This window comes from Alcanivorax sp. IL2 (genome assembly GCF_047495475.1).
In the GTDB taxonomy this organism is placed as follows: Bacteria; Pseudomonadota; Gammaproteobacteria; order Pseudomonadales; family Alcanivoracaceae; genus Alcanivorax.
Genome location: NZ_CP179932.1, coordinates 1,550,533 through 1,565,733, shown reverse-complemented (window position 1 = coordinate 1,565,733; position 15,201 = coordinate 1,550,533). Strand labels below are relative to the sequence as shown.

Here is a 15,201-nt window from a genome sequence, read left to right as displayed (position 1 = left end):
GGCCCCTGGCGGAATCCGCCGGGCGGAGCGGCCAAGCACCCCGTTAAATTAGGCGGGCGATTATACGTCAAGGGCGGTCGGTCACACAATCACCGCTGGCTCACGGCAAAAAAACTCGCTACCCTCCCGCGATGACATTTTCATCCCGCGCTGAACCGCTGTCCATCAGTCAACTGAACCTGGAAGCCCAGGGCCTGCTGGAAGGTTCCTTCCCGCTGATCTGGCTACAGGGCGAACTGTCCAACTTTTCCCGCCCGGCTTCCGGTCACTGGTATTTCAGCCTGAAAGACTCACGTGCCCAGATTAATGGGGCCATGTTTCGAAATCGCAACAGGCTGCTCGACTTTAATCCCCAGAACGGACAACAGGTGCTGATCCGCGCCAAAGTCACCCTCTATGTCCCCCGGGGCAACTTCCAGATTGTCGTGGAACACATGGAGCCGGCGGGTCAGGGGGCACTCAAGGCCCAGTTCGACGCTCTCAAGGCCCAGCTGCAGGCGGAAGGCCTGTTCGCCCAGGAGCGCAAGCGCGCCCTGCCCGCCTGGCCCACCCAGATCGGTGTGATCACCTCCCCCAGTGGCGCCGCCATCCGCGATATTCTGCAGGTCCTCAAGCGCCGCTGCCCGTCCATTCCGGTGGTGATCTACCCGGCGGCGGTACAGGGTGCCGATGCACCGGCACAACTGCGTCAGGCGCTGGATGTGGCGATTGCCCGGGACGAATGCGACGTGCTGATCATCGGCCGTGGCGGCGGCTCCCTGGAGGATCTCTGGGCGTTCAACGATGAAGCCCTGACCCGTGCCGTGGCCGCCTGCCCGATTCCCATTGTCTCGGCGGTGGGCCACGAAGTGGATACCGGACTCACCGACTTTGCCGCCGACCTGCGAGCGCCGACTCCGTCCGCCGCCGCCGAATTGGTGAGCCCGGACCTGTCGGTGGTCACGCAACGGCTGGGTGGCCTGCATCGACGCCTGCGCTGGGTGATGGCCCAGCAGCTGCGGGCACCGCAGGAACGTCTGCGTCATCTCAGCCAGCGCTTGCGCTCGCCGCGCCAGTCCCTGGAACAAAGCAGCCAACGGCTGGATGAATTGCAGGGCCGTCTGCAGCGCCATATGCAGCAGCGCCTGGCGCTGGTGCAAAGCCGCCTGCGCCCCAACCAGCAACGGCTGGCCCGGCTATCGCCGGAACGTCTCATGGCGGACCGCCAGCAACGGCTACAGACTCTGGAAAAGCGCCTGCCACAGCCCTTGCTCCGGCTGATCCAGCAGCAGCAGGTGCAACTGGGCAATCTGGGCAAACGGCTGCACACCGCCAGCCCTCTGGAGACCCTGGGTCGTGGCTACAGCATTACCTTCAAGGGGGAAGAGGCGGTGCGTTCGGTCAGCCAGTTACAGGCCGGCGATACCCTGACCACCCGTCTGGCAGACGGCGAAGTCAGCGCCCGTGTTGAGCGTGTTCAGGCGTCAGATAAGGGCTCAGCACCCGAGTAAGCTGCTGACGGCGGAAGGGCTTGGCCAGGTGGGCATTCATGCCCGCCACCATGCACCGGTCGCGCTCTTCGTCCATGGCATTGGCGGTGAGCGCCACCACCGGGATTGGCGCCCGACCCCGCTCCCGTTCCCATTGCCGTAACTCACGAGTGGCCTCCAGGCCATCCATCACCGGCATCTGCACATCCATGAGAATGCAGTCAAAATCCCGCTGACGCACTTTTTCCAGGGCTTCGCGCCCGTTGGTGGCGGTCACCACGGTGACCCCCATGTGCTCCAGCAGCCGCCGCGCCACCAGCAGATTCACGTCGTTGTCTTCCACCAGCAGTACCAGCCCGAAAAGCAGGCCGCCAACACGGTCTTCTTCCTCGGCGGGTACCGCCAGCGGCGCCGGCGCCTGGCTGCGATAAAGCAAACGCAAGGACAGGATAAAGGTGCTACCGCCGCCTTCATCGCTGCTCACTGTCAGAGTGCCGCCGAGCATTTCACTGAGACGGCGGGCGATGGCCAGCCCCAGACCGGTGCCGCCAAAGCGACGGGAGGTGGACGAGTCGATCTGCGAAAAGGCTTTGAACAAATCGCTCTGGCGATGCTGGGGAATACCGATGCCGGTGTCGCGCACCGCCAGGGTCAGGTCCAGCCAGTCATCACGAACCTGGGCGGTGGTGATCCGCAGGACCACGCCCCCTTCCTGGGTGAATTTCACTGCATTGGAGATCAGGTTGTTAAGCACCTGGCGCAGCCGGGTGGGATCACTGCGCACCATTTTGCCAACCAACTCCCCGGCATTTTCCAGGCGCAGGTACAGGCCCTTGCTTTCTGCCATGTAGCGAAAGGTGGCCACACAGTTTTCCAGCAGCGGCAGCAATTCAAAAAACACCGGGTCCAGATCCATGCGACCGGCTTCGATGCGGGAAAAATCGAGAATGTCGTTAATCACGTCCAGCAGGTGGCCGGTGGATTCCAGCGCCGCCAGAGTGTACTCGTGCTGCTCTTCGCTCTGCGGGGTTTCTTCGAGCAGTTGCAGCATGCCCAGCACTCCGTTCATGGGAGTGCGCAGCTCGTGACTCATCATGGCCAGAAAATCACTCTTGGCCTGGCTGGCGGACTGCGCCTGACGGTGAGCGTGGCGCAATTTGTCGATGGCGCTTTGTTGCTCCCGATGAGCCCCTTCCAGACTACTGGCCAGCTCGTTGATATCGTCCTGCAGTTCGGCCAGTTCCCCGCGCAGATGACTGCGGCCGCGGACCCGATAATCGCCATTGCGCAGGGTGCGTAACAGGCCGGACAGGTAGCCCAGTGGCGAGGCAATCTGGCGAGCCAGGTAATGGGCGATCCACAGGCCGATGATGGTAGCGAACAGGGCCGGCAACAGGCTGGCCAGAAGGATTTCTTTCTGCCGTGCCAACAACCGGGCGCTGGACATGCCCAACACCACTTCACCGATTCGTTCCGGCTGGCCTGCGCTCTCGGCCCCTTCCAGCAAATCGCCATCAGACACCGGCTGGCGATAGATGCCGGAGTGGAACTCCAGCACGTCGCTGTGATCCTGCCGCTGGCCACGCCCCTCGTAGAGCAACACCTTGCCCTCACCGTCGTGGAAGACCACGTATTGCAGATCTGCCTGCTGCATGGCCAGGCGTGCCTGGCGGCGCAGATCATCATAGTTCCCCGCCAGTACCCCATACTCCGACGAGGAGGCAATCTGCTGGGCCAGGTAGCTGCCCAAATCGCGCAGATCCCGATCCGCATCCTCGAAGCGCTGCCAGGTAAGCGCCACCAGCAACAGCAACAGCATGATCAGGGCCGGAATCAACCCGAGAAGCTGCAGCTGCTTGCGAATGCCCGCCCCTTTTTTCATGGTTTCTTTCATGGAGTGACCTCCAAGGCTTCACGCAGGGAGTCGATGTCGTGAAACACCATGTCGAAGCTGCTGGCCACATGTTCGTTAACGGCAACGGTCGGGGTATGTACAAACCCGGAGCGGCGCAGGCGCTTGCTGCTGTGAAAGAATTGCAGGTGGACCAGGGTCTCGGCCACCAGATCTGAGCCACTGGCGTACAAGCTGGCCGCACTGCCTGCCTGTACATAGGCCCGGTCCGGGCCAAACACCGGCCGCCGCAGTCGGTAACTGGTCAGCAGCACCAACTTGGCTGTGCCCGGCCCAAACAACTGCCCATCCACCGGCAGCAGCAGGGCGTCGAACCGGGCCAGACTTTCGCGCAGGCGATCCCCCAGTTCATCCACCGACGAGACCGGCAAGGCGGTCAGCCCCAGCCGGCCTTGATAATCCTGCACCATACCGGGTGTCCAGGCGCTTTGTGGGCCGACAATCACTCCCACGCGGCGCGCCAGGGGCATCATGATCTCCAGCATGGCCAGCTGATCGTGCAATGCCACACCGGCCCAGATCCCCTCGCACTGACAGCGCTTGCGCTGGGCCAGGGTTACCACAGACCGGCTCACGTAGACGCCCAGTAATGGCTTGTGCAGTTTCTGCGCACGCCGGAACGCCTGATCGCCAATGGCGATCAGCAGCTCTGCCTGTTTGGGATCGGCCACCTGAGTAATCGGTGGTATGGCGGCAACATCCAGGGCCTGCATAAAACTGTCGCGGAAGGGGCCATCCTCGGCAAACACATGCACCGGCAGCGGGGTCTGGGCACACAGGGACGGCGCCAGCCAGGCCAGCCACAACAACAGGATGAGGCGTCCCTGCCGTTTCATTCCTCTATATCCTCACCGCCAGACCCAACCAGAAACGGTCTTCCTGATAGCGATTTTCCTCGAAGACCGCCGGTTCCTTGTTCAGAGCATGCTGTACCACGCCCTTCCATTCCAGTTCCGTGTCGACCACCCGGTGGCGAAAACGCACTTGCAGGTCCAGGCGCTCGAACACATTGTCGTTGTAATCGTCAGCCAGGTAATAGGCGCTGGACAGCCCCCAATGCTGGCTCAACTGCCAGGCCCACAGGGCGCTGGCACTGTCACGGGCCGCCAGGCGGCCTTCGGTCTTCTTGTTGACGCGGGTATGGATGTGGGCCCCGGTGAGGCGCAGCAAGTGATCCACACCGGGCCGCCAGCTCAGCTGGGCCTCAGTACCCTGGTGATCCACCCGGCCTTCGTTGTTGGGTTCGAACTCGAAGGGGTTGAGGGCATGACTGAGCAGGTCGGTGAGCTCTTCCTGAAAATAGCGCACATCGAGTTCCAGGCCGGGGAACTGCCCGTAATAACCCAGTTCCCAGGAGCGGATGCGCTCAGGCTTGAGGGTGCCGGGACTGGTCTGGGTAATAAAGAAATTGGCCGGCGCCCAGCCCAACAGGGCCTCGGTATTGTCGGAAAAAGGGGGAGACAATTCCCGGGCACGGATATTGGTGTGCGCCTGGTCTTCGTAGATATCCGGAGTGCGCAGGGCCTTGGAAAATACATAGCGCAAGCTGTGCCCCGGCGCCGCCCGCCAGTTGAGCCCCAGACGGGGGCTGAAATGCTGGCCGGAGATGCTGTCACGTTCCCAGTAGCCGCCCAGATTCAGGGTCACCGGGCGCAGCAGATCCACGGCCAGATTGCCAAAGGCACGGTAGCTGACATTGTCGTAGGTACCGGACAGATAGCTGTCGGAGCTGACCCGGTCATGGCGCAGATTCAGACCGCTGACCAGCCGCACCCGGTCACCCATTTGCAGGGTGTCCTGGATTTCCAGGTCGTAACGCTCTTCCTCGATATCCAACGCGCTGGCAGCACAGAAAGGTGCATTGACGGACTGCAGGGTGGCATAGCGGTTGGCAAAATCCGGATCACTTTGTGCCGCCGCGAAGGTGGCGCCGGCATCCCGGCCATTTTCCAGATAAAGCTCACGCAACTCCTGGGAAAACAGTACGCCGCCACCCGGTCCAAGCTGTCCGGTCAGAGGGTCCAGATAGCAGACTGAGAAATCTGTTACATCACGGGTGTACTGGCCGTAGCCGGTAATCTGCAATTGGTGGTGCTGATCAAAGGCATGCTGCCATTGCAGGGAGGCAAAGGCGCGCTGGCCTTTTTGTACCGGGTCCTGCTGGTAGATGCCGATATCCTGCACCCCGCCTTCCTGTTGTCGCTCCAGGCGGTTCTGGCTGCCGCCAGCCTGCATGATCAGGGTATTACGCGCGTCCAGCTCGCGGACCCATTCGCCATTGAGGGTTTCAACCCGTTTGGCGTCATTGAGCCGGCTACCTTCAAAGGGTTCGTCGTAGCCGTCATCGGCGCGGCGTGACAGGGAGGCCCGCCAGGCACCTGCGTCGGTGCGACCTGCGGCCGAGGCATAGCCATCGCGGATGGCGTTGTTGCCGCCCTGCACCGCCAGGGTGTGCTTGCTGATATCGCGGGGGTCACGGGTAATGATGTTGATGACCGCCGTAAACGCGTTGGCACCGTAGGCGGCGGCGGCCGGGCCACGGGTGACTTCGATGCGCTCCACATCGCGGATATCCACCGGCATGTCATTCCAGTTCACCCGCGCCAGACCGGGCTGATACTGGCTGCGGCCGTCCAGCAACACCAGCATGCGGCGCGAATCGCGAGCCTGGGTGCCGTGGTAGGCCACCGTGGGCACATTGCCATCCACTTTGATCGCCGACATGCCCGGCACCAGCCGCAGCACCTCGTAGAGTTCACGGGCGCCGCTGGCTTCGATCAAATTACGGTCGATCACGGTGACACTGGCGGGCGCTTCGGACTGGGGCTGGCTGACCCGGGCGGGCGTCAGCACCATGGCCGGCTCATCGGCCAGCGGCATCATCGGCTCCATGGCCTGCACGCCCTGCGCACAGGCCAGCCCCAGCAGGCCTTGCCCCCAGTGTTTGCCCCACGATCCCCGACGTTTGATGTGGCCCCCTCCCCCGCAGCGGGGTTACTTCTTGAAGCGTTTGATCATTCGCTTGCGCTTGTGCACCTGGCGATCCGTCAGTGTGTTCTTGCGCCCTTCAAAGGGATTGGAACCGGATTTGAATTCCAGCCGGATGGGCGTGCCGTCCAGTTTCAACACTTCCCGGAAACGGTTTTCCAGAAAGCGTTTGTAGCTGATCGGCAACGATTCGGTGCGGTTGCCATGCAAGATGATGGTAGGCGGATTGTTGCCGCCCAGGTGCGCGTAACGCAGCTTGGCGCGGAAACGGCCATTACGCGGCGGCGGGTGGCCGGCGGTAATACTTTCCATGATCCGCGTCATCTCGTTGGTACCGACCTTGATAAAGGCGGAATCCCAGGCTTTTTCGATCATGCCCCACAAGTCGCCCACCCCGGTGCCATGCAGCGCGGAGATGAACTTGATCTTCACCCAGGGGGCGAATTCCAGGCGGCGCCCCAGTTCCACGCGCACCCGTTCCTTGTGGTCCGCATCCAGACCATCCCACTTGTTCACGGCGATCATCAGGGCGCGACCACTGTCGAGCACATAGCCCAGCAGATGCAGATCCTGGTCGGTGATGCCTTCACGGGCATCAATCACCAGCACCACCACCTGGGCCGCATCCACCGCCTGCAGCGCCTTGATCACGGAGAATTTTTCCACCATTTCCGCGACCTTGCCACGGCGGCGTACCCCGGCGGTATCGATCAGGGTATACGCCTTCTCCATGCGCTCGAAGGGGATCTCAATGGAATCGCGGGTGGTGCCGGCGTGATCGAACACCACCACACGCTCTTCCCCCAGCATGCGGTTGATCAGGGTGGATTTGCCCACATTGGGGCGCCCCAGCACGGCCACACGAATGCTGCCGTCACTGGTATCCACCGGCTCACCCTGTTCATCGTAATAGGGTTCCAGATCCGGAAATGCCGCCAGAACGATTTCGATCATGCTGCGCACGCCACGACCATGGGCAGCCGCGATGGGCAGCACGTCGCTGAGGCCCAGGGCATAGAAATCCGCCATGGCGGTATCCGGGTCGATGCCGTCGGTCTTGTTCACCACCAGATAGGTGGGCTTGGGCAGCTTGCGCAGCTCCATGGCAATCTGCTCGTCGGCAGCGGTCAGGCCGGCGCGACCATCCACCATGAACAATACCAGGTCCGCCTCACCCACCGCCGTCAGCGACTGCTCTGTCATCGGCTCGTCGATGCCATCGTCATTTTCCCCGATGCCGCCGGTATCCACGACGGTGTACAGGTAGTCACCCAGCCTGCCGTCACCGTACTTGCGGTCACGGGTGAGGCCCGGGTAATCCGCTACCAGGGCGTCACGGGTACGGGTGAGTCGGTTAAACAGGGTGGATTTGCCCACATTGGGCCGCCCCACCAGGGCGATGACCGGTTTCATAGTTGTCTCTGCAAGGATGTCTGGGCGCTATGGTAACGCAATTCGGTGATAGAGGCGGAGAGAAGAAAAAAGGGAATACGGGGGCAGGCACCAAGGGGGTGATCGCGTGACCACCCCTCAGCGAGGATTAACGTTCTTTCAGTTGGTAAGCGGCCAGTTTGCCATCGTAGCTGAGCACATAGAGGACACCATCGTAGCTCACGGCGGTGCCGGCAAAGCCGTCCCAATCGTGACGTTTGCGGGCGACGATGCTGCCATCATCCACATCCAGCCAGTGCAGGTAGCCTTCGAAGTCGCCGATCACCACGTGATTGCCCTGTACGGCGGTACCGGTAAGACGGCGACCATAAAGCTTTTCCTGCTTCCACAGAACCGTACCACTACGCATATCCAGGGCGCGGACCAGGCCTTTGTCGTCAGCCACGAACAGGCTGCCATTGCTGGCACTGATGATCTGGGCGCTGGACAATTCCTTTTCCCAGTAGGGGCGACCGTTTTCCTGGTCCACCACTGCCGCCTTGCCCTGGAAGGTCACCGCGAACACACCACCGCCTTCCACGATCAGGTTGCTGTCCACATCCACCAGACGATCCAGTTCGGAGCGACCGGTGGGTTCGGCGATACGTTGCTCCCACAGCGGGACACCGTTCTCCAAATCCAGCGCCGCCAGCTTGGCGTTGGCGAAACCGGCGTAGACTTTGCCGTTATCCAGGGTTGGCTGTGCCAGGCCACGCAGGGTCAGGGTCGGCACCGGGGTCTCGTAGTCCCAAAGCTGTTCGCCGCTTTCCACATCCAGGGCAGTCACATGGCCGTCCTGGGTCTGGAATACAGCAACATTGCCGTCACTGGCGGGAATCGCCAGGGCTTCGCCGGAAAGCTTGGTGCGCCAGAGGGTCTCGCCAGTTTCCATGGACAGGGCCACGGCCATCCCCTCGCGGGTACCGTATAGCACCATGCCGTAGCCGGCATAAAAGCCACCGGCAATACGGTCATCGGTTTTCACCCGCCATTGGCGTTTGCCCTTGTCGCGGCTGACCGCATAGACATCACCAAACACATCGCCGGCAAAGACCTGTTGCTCGGTCACCGCTGGGCGCAGGGACAACTGGCTGTCCTCCACCCCGTTGCCCACGCCCTCTTTCCAGAGCCGCTTGACCTTGTAGCTGGACTCGAATTTCGGCAGGTCGTTGGGCTCAATGGCATTGGGGTTGGAGCTACAGCCGGCCAGCACAAGGCTGGCCAGCATCACGGGGAAGAGGAAATATTTCATTTAATTAGCGCTTTTCAGGTCGTCCAGTTTCATCTGCACACGGTCTTTTTCACCACCGTCCTGCAGGACATCCAGGGCCTGTGTGTAAAGATCACGGGCCTGTTCTGCCTCGCCCTGGGCCTTGGCCAGATCGCCTCTCAGCTCCAGCGCCATGCCGTTAAAGGCCGCCGGAAAACGTTTGCCGAGCTGGGCATCGGCCTGGTCCCACGCCTGCTGCTGCAGGAATACCCGGGCCAGACGCAAGCTGGCGGTGTAGCTCAGCTCATCGGTGGCACCATCATCGGCCACCGGCTGCAGGAAGCTCACGGCCTTGTCGTAGTCCGCGTTCTGCACAGCCAGGTTGGCCTTGGCCAGGCGGGCATAATCCGCATAGGCGCTGCCGGAAAAGTCCTCCATGAGGAGCTCGGCCTTGTCATTGATGACCGCCGCATCCATGGGGTTGGCAGACATGGCTTCCACCATGACCTGGTAGTGAGCTGAGGCCTCGGACGCCTGCTCACCCTGATGGCCCTGCCATTGACGCCAGCCAATCAGCGCAGCCACCGCCAGCACTACAGTAATCACTGCAGCGGTACCGTTTTCCTGCCACCAGGCCTTGATGCGTTCGACCTGTTCTTCTTCGTCGCGGATGTAATCGACCACCCTGCTCTCCTTTCGTTTTTATTGCCAGGAAGTGTTCTTCCTGGCGCTTGGGTATTTCGTTTGTTCCGGCGCACAAATCAACGCCGGGGGTAGCAAGCTACAAGCTGCCAATTTATTCCAGAAACGATATCAGGGCGTTGGTGACATCGCCCTGTGCAACCTGCTGCTGCTCACCCTGGCCGCGCAACGGCTTCACCGTGACAACCCCACTGGCCAGTTCATCTTCGCCCATGATCAGGGCGACGGCCGCACCGCTGCGGTCTGCCTTTTTCATCTGGCTTTTAAAACTGCCGCCACCGCAATGGAGCTGAATGCCACGACCGGGCATGGCATCGCGCAGTTGCTCGGCCAGCGCCATGGCAGGTGTCAGCGCATCGCCCATGGCCATCACATAGACGTCCACAGCGGCTGACAGTTCCGGTTTTTCCTGCTCGATCAGCAGAATCAGCCGTTCCACGCCCATGGCAAAGCCCACCCCGGGGGTTGGTTTGCCGCCCAGTTGCTCTACCAGGCCATCATAGCGACCGCCGGCACAGACGGTGCCCTGGGCGCCGAGGGCGTCGGTGGTCCACTCGAACACGGTCTTGCCGTAGTAGTCCAGGCCGCGCACCAGGTAGGGGTTCACTTTATAAGCAATGCCGTTGGCATCGAGCAAGGCTTTCAGGCCATCAAAATGCTCGCGGGCGTCTTCATTGAGGTAATCGGCCAGCTGTGGGGCATCCTTGAGCACCTCGCGGGTGCCCGGGTCCTTGCTGTCCAGCACCCGCAGGGGGCTGCGTTCGAGGCGTTTCTGCGAATCCTCGTCGAGCTGTTCAAAGTGGGTCTTGAGATAATCCACCAGGGCGTCGCGGTAACGGGCCCGGTCTTCGCTGTCACCCAGGGAATTGAGCTCCAGGGTGACCTTGCCGGCCAGGCCCAGGGCTTTCCAGAGGCGGGCGGTGAGCAGAATCACTTCCGCATCGATGTCCGGGCCGGTGATGCCGAAGACTTCCACGCCAATCTGGTGAAACTGACGATAGCGGCCAGCCTGGGGGCGCTCATGGCGAAACATGGGGCCGGTGTACCAGAGCCGCTGGGTCTGGTTATACAACATGCCGTGCTGCTCGCAGGCGCGTACGCAGCTGGCGGTACCCTCCGGGCGCAGCGTCAAGCTGTCGCCGTTACGATCATCGAAGGTGTACATCTCTTTTTCGACGATATCGGTCACTTCGCCGATGCTGCGCTTGAACAGATCGGTCTGCTCCACCACGGGCATACGGATTTCCTGGTAGCCATAGCTGGCCAGCACACCGCGCACCTTGTCTTCCAGCCACTGCCAGAGACCCGTCTGTTCCGGCAGGATGTCGTTCATCCCGCGGATGGAGGTGATTTTCTTGCTCACAGAATGTCCTTGCTACTGATCAGCCGGACGCAATTCGCGGTCGAACGACCGCTCCCACAACCTGGTTTTCTACCGTGGGAGCGGTCGTTCGACCGCGATGTCTGCCCGGCTATTTATCATTCGCTTCTGGCAATAATGCCTTTAGCTTCATCGTCGCGCTGTTTCTTCACCTTGGCCCGCACCATGCGTTCCAGTTCATCGACCAGATCATCAGCGGTGATGTGATGGCTCTTTTCACCGTCACGGTAGGCAAGATTGTTCGGTGTGCCCCCGGTAAGGCCCACATCCACTTCACGGGCTTCGCCGGGACCGTTGACCAGGCAGCCAATTACCGCCAGGTCTACGGACTCGTTGATATCTTCCAGGCGCGCTTCCAGCTCGTTGACCGTCTTGATCACGTCGAAGTTCTGCCGGGAGCAGCTCGGGCAGGCGATGATGTTCACGCCTTTCTTGCGCAGGTTGAGGCTTTTCAGAATATCGAAGCCCACGCGCACTTCCTCCACCGGATCGGCAGCCAGGGAAATGCGGATGGTGTCGCCAATGCCTTCCATCAGCAGCGCGCCCAGCGCTACAGCGGATTTCACCGTGCCGGAGCGGAAGGTACCCGCTTCGGTCACACCCAGGTGCAACGGCTGTTCCAGCTGGGCAGACAATTTGCGGTAGGCCTGCAGGGTCATGAAGACATTGGAGGCCTTCACACTGACTTTGAAGTCCTGAAAATCATAGCGGTCGAGAATGTCCGCATGGCGCATGGCAGATTCCACCAGCGCATCAGACGTGGGCTCACCGTATTTTCGCTGCAGCTCCTTTTCCAGGGAGCCGGCGTTAACGCCAATACGAATCGGGATGCCCTTGTCCTTGGCGCACTGGATCACCGCCTTGATACGGTCTTCGCGGCCGATGTTGCCGGGATTGATACGCAGGCAATCCACGCCACGCTCTGCGACCGCCAGGGCAATCTTGTAGTCATAGTGGATATCCGCCACCAGCGGCACATCCACCTGCTGACGAATCTTTCCGAAGGCGTCGGCGGCGTCCATGCTGGGGACCGAGACGCGCACGATATCCACACCGGCATCCTGCAGGCGGCGAATCTGGCCAACCGTGGCGTCCACGTCGCAGGTTTCGGTATTGGTCATGCTTTGCACGGAGATGGGGGCATCGCCGCCCACCGGGACGTTGCCGACAAAAATCTGCCGGGTCTTGCGGCGCTGGATTTTGACTTCCGGTTCCATGGTGTTTCTACCCTCGCGAATCAGGGAATGGAGACTCGCACAACTGTACCGGGGGAATTCGTCGGCAAGGTGACAACCTCGCCATTGAGGATCAGTTCATCAACGGCACCGGCATCGCCCAGCGTGAGACTGAACGGCGCTTTGCCATCCAGTTGCAGCGAGGCGCCGCCCTGTTGTTCGCCCTGGCGCAAGGTGCGGCCAGTGGCGTCCTTGACGCTGATCCAGCAGTTGCCGGAAAACGCCATCAGCAGGCGATCCAGGCCGTTTTCGGCCAGCATGCTCGGGGCCGGCTCGTCGCTGCTCTCTACACTCTCGGCGCTGTCACCGTCTGCCGCCGCCCCGGTATCTTCAGGCTGGGCGTCGTTGGCAGTGTCGTCAAGGGACTGGGGGGACAGCTGGTCACCGGCGCCCTGCTCTGGCGCCTGTGCCGGCTCACCGGGAAAAGGGCCAGTTTCGCCGCCGACCTCTTCATCAGCCTGCAGAGAAGCACGCTCTTCAGGCGCATTCATGCCGGAGGTAGACAGAGGCGCCAGCGCTTCGTCTTCAGGCCACAGCCAGATCAGCAGCGCTACCACAACCAGCAGGGCCACCACTGCCAGCAACGGCTTGCGCCACACGGACGGCGGCGGCGCCATTTTCGGCAGATCCAGCGGCTTGTCGAACGCATCGTCATTCACCATCTGCTGGAAGGTGTTGGCGATTTCATCCGCCGGCAGGCCCAGCAGCTTGGCATAATTCTTCAGGTAACCCTTAACGAAGGTTGCCTCAGGCAAACGCTCGTAGTCATCCGCTTCCAGGGCTACCAGGTAGCTCTGGGAGAGATGCATCTTCTTCGCCGCTTCGGCAGGGGTCCACCCCAGTGCCTCACGGGCTTTGCGACAACGTTCACCCGGTAGCACGACCATGTTATCGCTCATTTCCCGCTCTCCTGAGAGGCTTTCCAATTCTGCCACTCGCGGTATTCTCCGGAGCGGCGATAGATATTTTCCAGTGCCAGCTCATAGCTGGACTGCTGATCGTCATAACCCAACTCACTGGCCAGACGGATGCCGAGCCACAGGGACCGGGCACTCTGTCGACCACTACGCTGGAGATATTGCTGGTAGTAATCCCAGGCAAGTCGCATGCGCTCCTGCCGCTGATACAATTCGGCCAGTTCCAGATTCGGCGTTACGGCCCTGGGGTCGAGACGAATCGCTTTGACAAAGGCCTTTTGCGCGGCCTCATCATTGCCCAGCTGGCGATAACACCGGCCCATGTTGGCCCAGGCACTACCCCGGCCCTGGTAGGACGGATCGTTGGCAGCGCGCTCGAATTTTTCCAGTGCGTCCTGGTAAGCACCGCGACTGTAAAGCATGGTGCCGTAATTATTCAGCGTCGGGGCGTAATTGCGATCGGCCCGTAACGCTTTCTTGTAATGGAATTCTTCCCGCTCGGGGTCATTTTCGTATTTGTACAGCAGCGCCATGGCGTTGTGCGCCACCGCGCTATCATCGTTGTGAGCAAGAGCCCGGGAGAAATGCCGACGAGCCTCGGAAGGGTCACCTTGTTGGAGATATTGCAGGCCAGCAGCCACACGGCTGGTCACCGCATCCTCCACATTCACTTCCCGTTGCCCCGATTCCACCGTCACACACCCGGTGGCCAACAGGCTTGCGATTAGCAAGCCCGGAAAAACCCGAAAAAAACGTCTCATTGCGCTTGCGCTGTGTTGTTATCGGTTTGTTCGGAGCGGTGGAAAATGGATTGCTTCCAGCGCTCACTGCGCCGGGTCCGATCTTGCACCTGCCCCACCAGCTGACCACAGGCGGCATCAATATCGTCACCGCGCGTTGTCCTTACGGTAGTCAGCAATCCATTGTCATTCAGGTACTTATGAAACTCCAGAATATCGCTTTTCCGTGACCGTTCATAACCGGCATGAGGAAAAGGATTGAACGGGATCAGATTGACCTTCACCGGAATACCATTGAGCAGCTTGACCAGCTGACGGGCATGCTCCGGTTTGTCGTTCACATCACGCAGCATCACATATTCCATGGTAATGGTTTTATGACGATGGGTGATGTTGTCGCTGTAGCGCTTGCAAGCCGCCATCAGCTCTTTGAGCGGATACTTGCGGTTCAGCGGCACCAGCTCGTTACGCAGCTCGTCATTGGGTGCGTGCAGACTCACGGCCAGCGACACATCCAGATCCTGGCTGAGCTGGTCCATCCTCGGGATATGACCGGAGGTAGAGAGGGTAATGCGCTTCTTGCCGATACCGTAACCCAGGTCATCTTTCATGATGCGCATGGCGGTGAGCACATTGTCATAATTGAGCATGGGTTCGCCCATGCCCATCATCACCACATTGGTGATGGGGTGTTCGCCAAGATTGCGACGGGGACCAAAGGCACGGCTGGCCTGCCATACCTGGCCGATGATCTCGGCACTGGTCATGTCGCGCTGGAAACCCTGCTTGCCGGTGGAACAGAAGCTGCAATCCACGGCACAGCCTACCTGGGACGACACGCACAGAGTGCCGCGGCGACCATCAGGGATAAAAACGGTTTCCACAGAACCACCACCGCTCAGTTCGAACACCCATTTGCGGGTGCCGTCACGGCTGATGCTTTCATGAGCCACATCCGGGCCACGGATTTCCGCCACCTCGGAGAGTTTCTGGCGCAATGCCTTGCCCACATCGGTCATTTGCTCGAAGGAATCCGCCTGATGGTGGTGAATCCACTTGAGTATCTGCTGGGCACGGAACTTCTTCTCGCCCATTTCCAGGAAGAATTCTTCCATTTGCGGACGGGAAAGACCGAGCAGATTGACCTTCTGTTGGGTTGTCATAGCATTCTCCAGTCAGACTGTTTAGTCAGCCTGTATACAAGTCTGCCACGGCA

Annotated in this window: 12 protein-coding genes; 1 reads left to right on the top strand and 11 read right to left on the bottom strand. The window is 60.8% G+C overall.

Features of this window, described 5'->3' with window-relative positions:
* Window positions 1-131: 131 nt before the first annotated feature.
* A complete protein-coding gene (xseA, locus tag ACMG4N_RS07380; RefSeq protein ID WP_414433192.1) occupies window positions 132-1,490 on the top strand; it encodes an exodeoxyribonuclease VII large subunit in 1,359 nt (452 codons plus the stop codon).
* Here the strand turns inward: xseA and ACMG4N_RS07375 are convergent.
* The 11 genes from ACMG4N_RS07375 to rlmN all read right to left on the bottom strand — a co-directional run bounded on the left by ACMG4N_RS07375 (window position 1,435) and on the right by rlmN (window position 15,148).
* Window positions 1,435-3,363 (bottom strand): ATP-binding protein, encoded by a 1,929-nt coding sequence (locus tag ACMG4N_RS07375; RefSeq protein WP_414433191.1) that lies wholly within the window; start codon window positions 3,361-3,363, stop codon window positions 1,435-1,437. The two genes, xseA and ACMG4N_RS07375, sit on opposite strands and share 56 nt — an antisense overlap.
* Complete coding sequence (locus tag ACMG4N_RS07370; protein WP_335626977.1) at window positions 3,360-4,217, bottom strand: hypothetical protein; 858 nt, start codon at window positions 4,215-4,217, stop codon at window positions 3,360-3,362. Before ACMG4N_RS07370 ends, ACMG4N_RS07375 begins: the two co-directional genes overlap by 4 nt.
* Window positions 4,218-4,221: 4 nt before the next feature.
* Window positions 4,222-6,273, bottom strand: coding sequence for a TonB-dependent receptor plug domain-containing protein (locus tag ACMG4N_RS07365; protein ID WP_414433190.1), 2,052 nt, complete (start codon window positions 6,271-6,273; stop codon window positions 4,222-4,224).
* Window positions 6,274-6,375: 102 nt separating this feature from the next.
* A complete protein-coding gene (der, locus tag ACMG4N_RS07360) occupies window positions 6,376-7,782 on the bottom strand; it encodes a ribosome biogenesis GTPase Der (RefSeq protein ID WP_297770694.1) in 1,407 nt (468 codons plus the stop codon).
* Window positions 7,783-7,909: 127 nt separating this feature from the next.
* A complete protein-coding gene (bamB, locus tag ACMG4N_RS07355; RefSeq protein ID WP_414433189.1) occupies window positions 7,910-9,052 on the bottom strand; it encodes an outer membrane protein assembly factor BamB in 1,143 nt (380 codons plus the stop codon).
* On the bottom strand, window positions 9,053-9,694 hold the full coding sequence (locus ACMG4N_RS07350) for a tetratricopeptide repeat protein (protein WP_335626972.1): 642 nt from the start codon (window positions 9,692-9,694) through the stop codon (window positions 9,053-9,055).
* A 112-nt stretch (window positions 9,695-9,806) separates the two neighbouring features.
* Entirely contained in the window at window positions 9,807-11,075 is a 1,269-nt protein-coding gene (hisS, locus tag ACMG4N_RS07345) for a histidine--tRNA ligase (RefSeq protein ID WP_335626971.1), read from the bottom strand.
* Window positions 11,076-11,191: 116 nt separating this feature from the next.
* Window positions 11,192-12,310, bottom strand: a complete 1,119-nt coding sequence (gene ispG / locus ACMG4N_RS07340; RefSeq protein ID WP_297770682.1) for a flavodoxin-dependent (E)-4-hydroxy-3-methylbut-2-enyl-diphosphate synthase — start codon at window positions 12,308-12,310, stop codon at window positions 11,192-11,194.
* 20 nt (window positions 12,311-12,330) lie between these two features.
* Window positions 12,331-13,227, bottom strand: coding sequence for a helix-turn-helix domain-containing protein (locus tag ACMG4N_RS07335; protein WP_414433188.1), 897 nt, complete (start codon window positions 13,225-13,227; stop codon window positions 12,331-12,333).
* On the bottom strand, window positions 13,224-14,006 hold the full coding sequence (gene pilW, locus ACMG4N_RS07330; protein ID WP_297770675.1) for a type IV pilus biogenesis/stability protein PilW: 783 nt from the start codon (window positions 14,004-14,006) through the stop codon (window positions 13,224-13,226). The genes ACMG4N_RS07335 and pilW overlap by 4 nt, the downstream gene beginning before the upstream one ends.
* The gene (rlmN, locus tag ACMG4N_RS07325) at window positions 14,003-15,148 is read right to left on the bottom strand and encodes a 23S rRNA (adenine(2503)-C(2))-methyltransferase RlmN (RefSeq protein ID WP_297770672.1); all 1,146 of its coding nucleotides are present in this window, start codon (window positions 15,146-15,148) and stop codon (window positions 14,003-14,005) included. Before rlmN ends, pilW begins: the two co-directional genes overlap by 4 nt.
* Between the last annotated feature and the right edge of the window lie 53 nt (window positions 15,149-15,201).

Coding starts and splice junctions, on each gene's coding strand:
- xseA (WP_414433192.1), top strand. CDS start 132: ATGACATTTTCATCCCGCGCTGAACCGCTGTCCATCAGTCAACTGAAC.
- ACMG4N_RS07375 (WP_414433191.1), bottom strand. CDS start 3,363: ATGAAAGAAACCATGAAAAAAGGGGCGGGCATTCGCAAGCAGCTGCAG.
- ACMG4N_RS07370 (WP_335626977.1), bottom strand. CDS start 4,217: ATGAAACGGCAGGGACGCCTCATCCTGTTGTTGTGGCTGGCCTGGCTG.
- ACMG4N_RS07365 (WP_414433190.1), bottom strand. CDS start 6,273: ATGGAGCCGATGATGCCGCTGGCCGATGAGCCGGCCATGGTGCTGACG.
- der (WP_297770694.1), bottom strand. CDS start 7,782: ATGAAACCGGTCATCGCCCTGGTGGGGCGGCCCAATGTGGGCAAATCC.
- bamB (WP_414433189.1), bottom strand. CDS start 9,052: ATGAAATATTTCCTCTTCCCCGTGATGCTGGCCAGCCTTGTGCTGGCC.
- ispG (WP_297770682.1), bottom strand. CDS start 12,310: ATGGAACCGGAAGTCAAAATCCAGCGCCGCAAGACCCGGCAGATTTTT.
- ACMG4N_RS07335 (WP_414433188.1), bottom strand. CDS start 13,227: ATGAGCGATAACATGGTCGTGCTACCGGGTGAACGTTGTCGCAAAGCC.
- pilW (WP_297770675.1), bottom strand. CDS start 14,006: ATGAGACGTTTTTTTCGGGTTTTTCCGGGCTTGCTAATCGCAAGCCTG.
- rlmN (WP_297770672.1), bottom strand. CDS start 15,148: ATGACAACCCAACAGAAGGTCAATCTGCTCGGTCTTTCCCGTCCGCAA.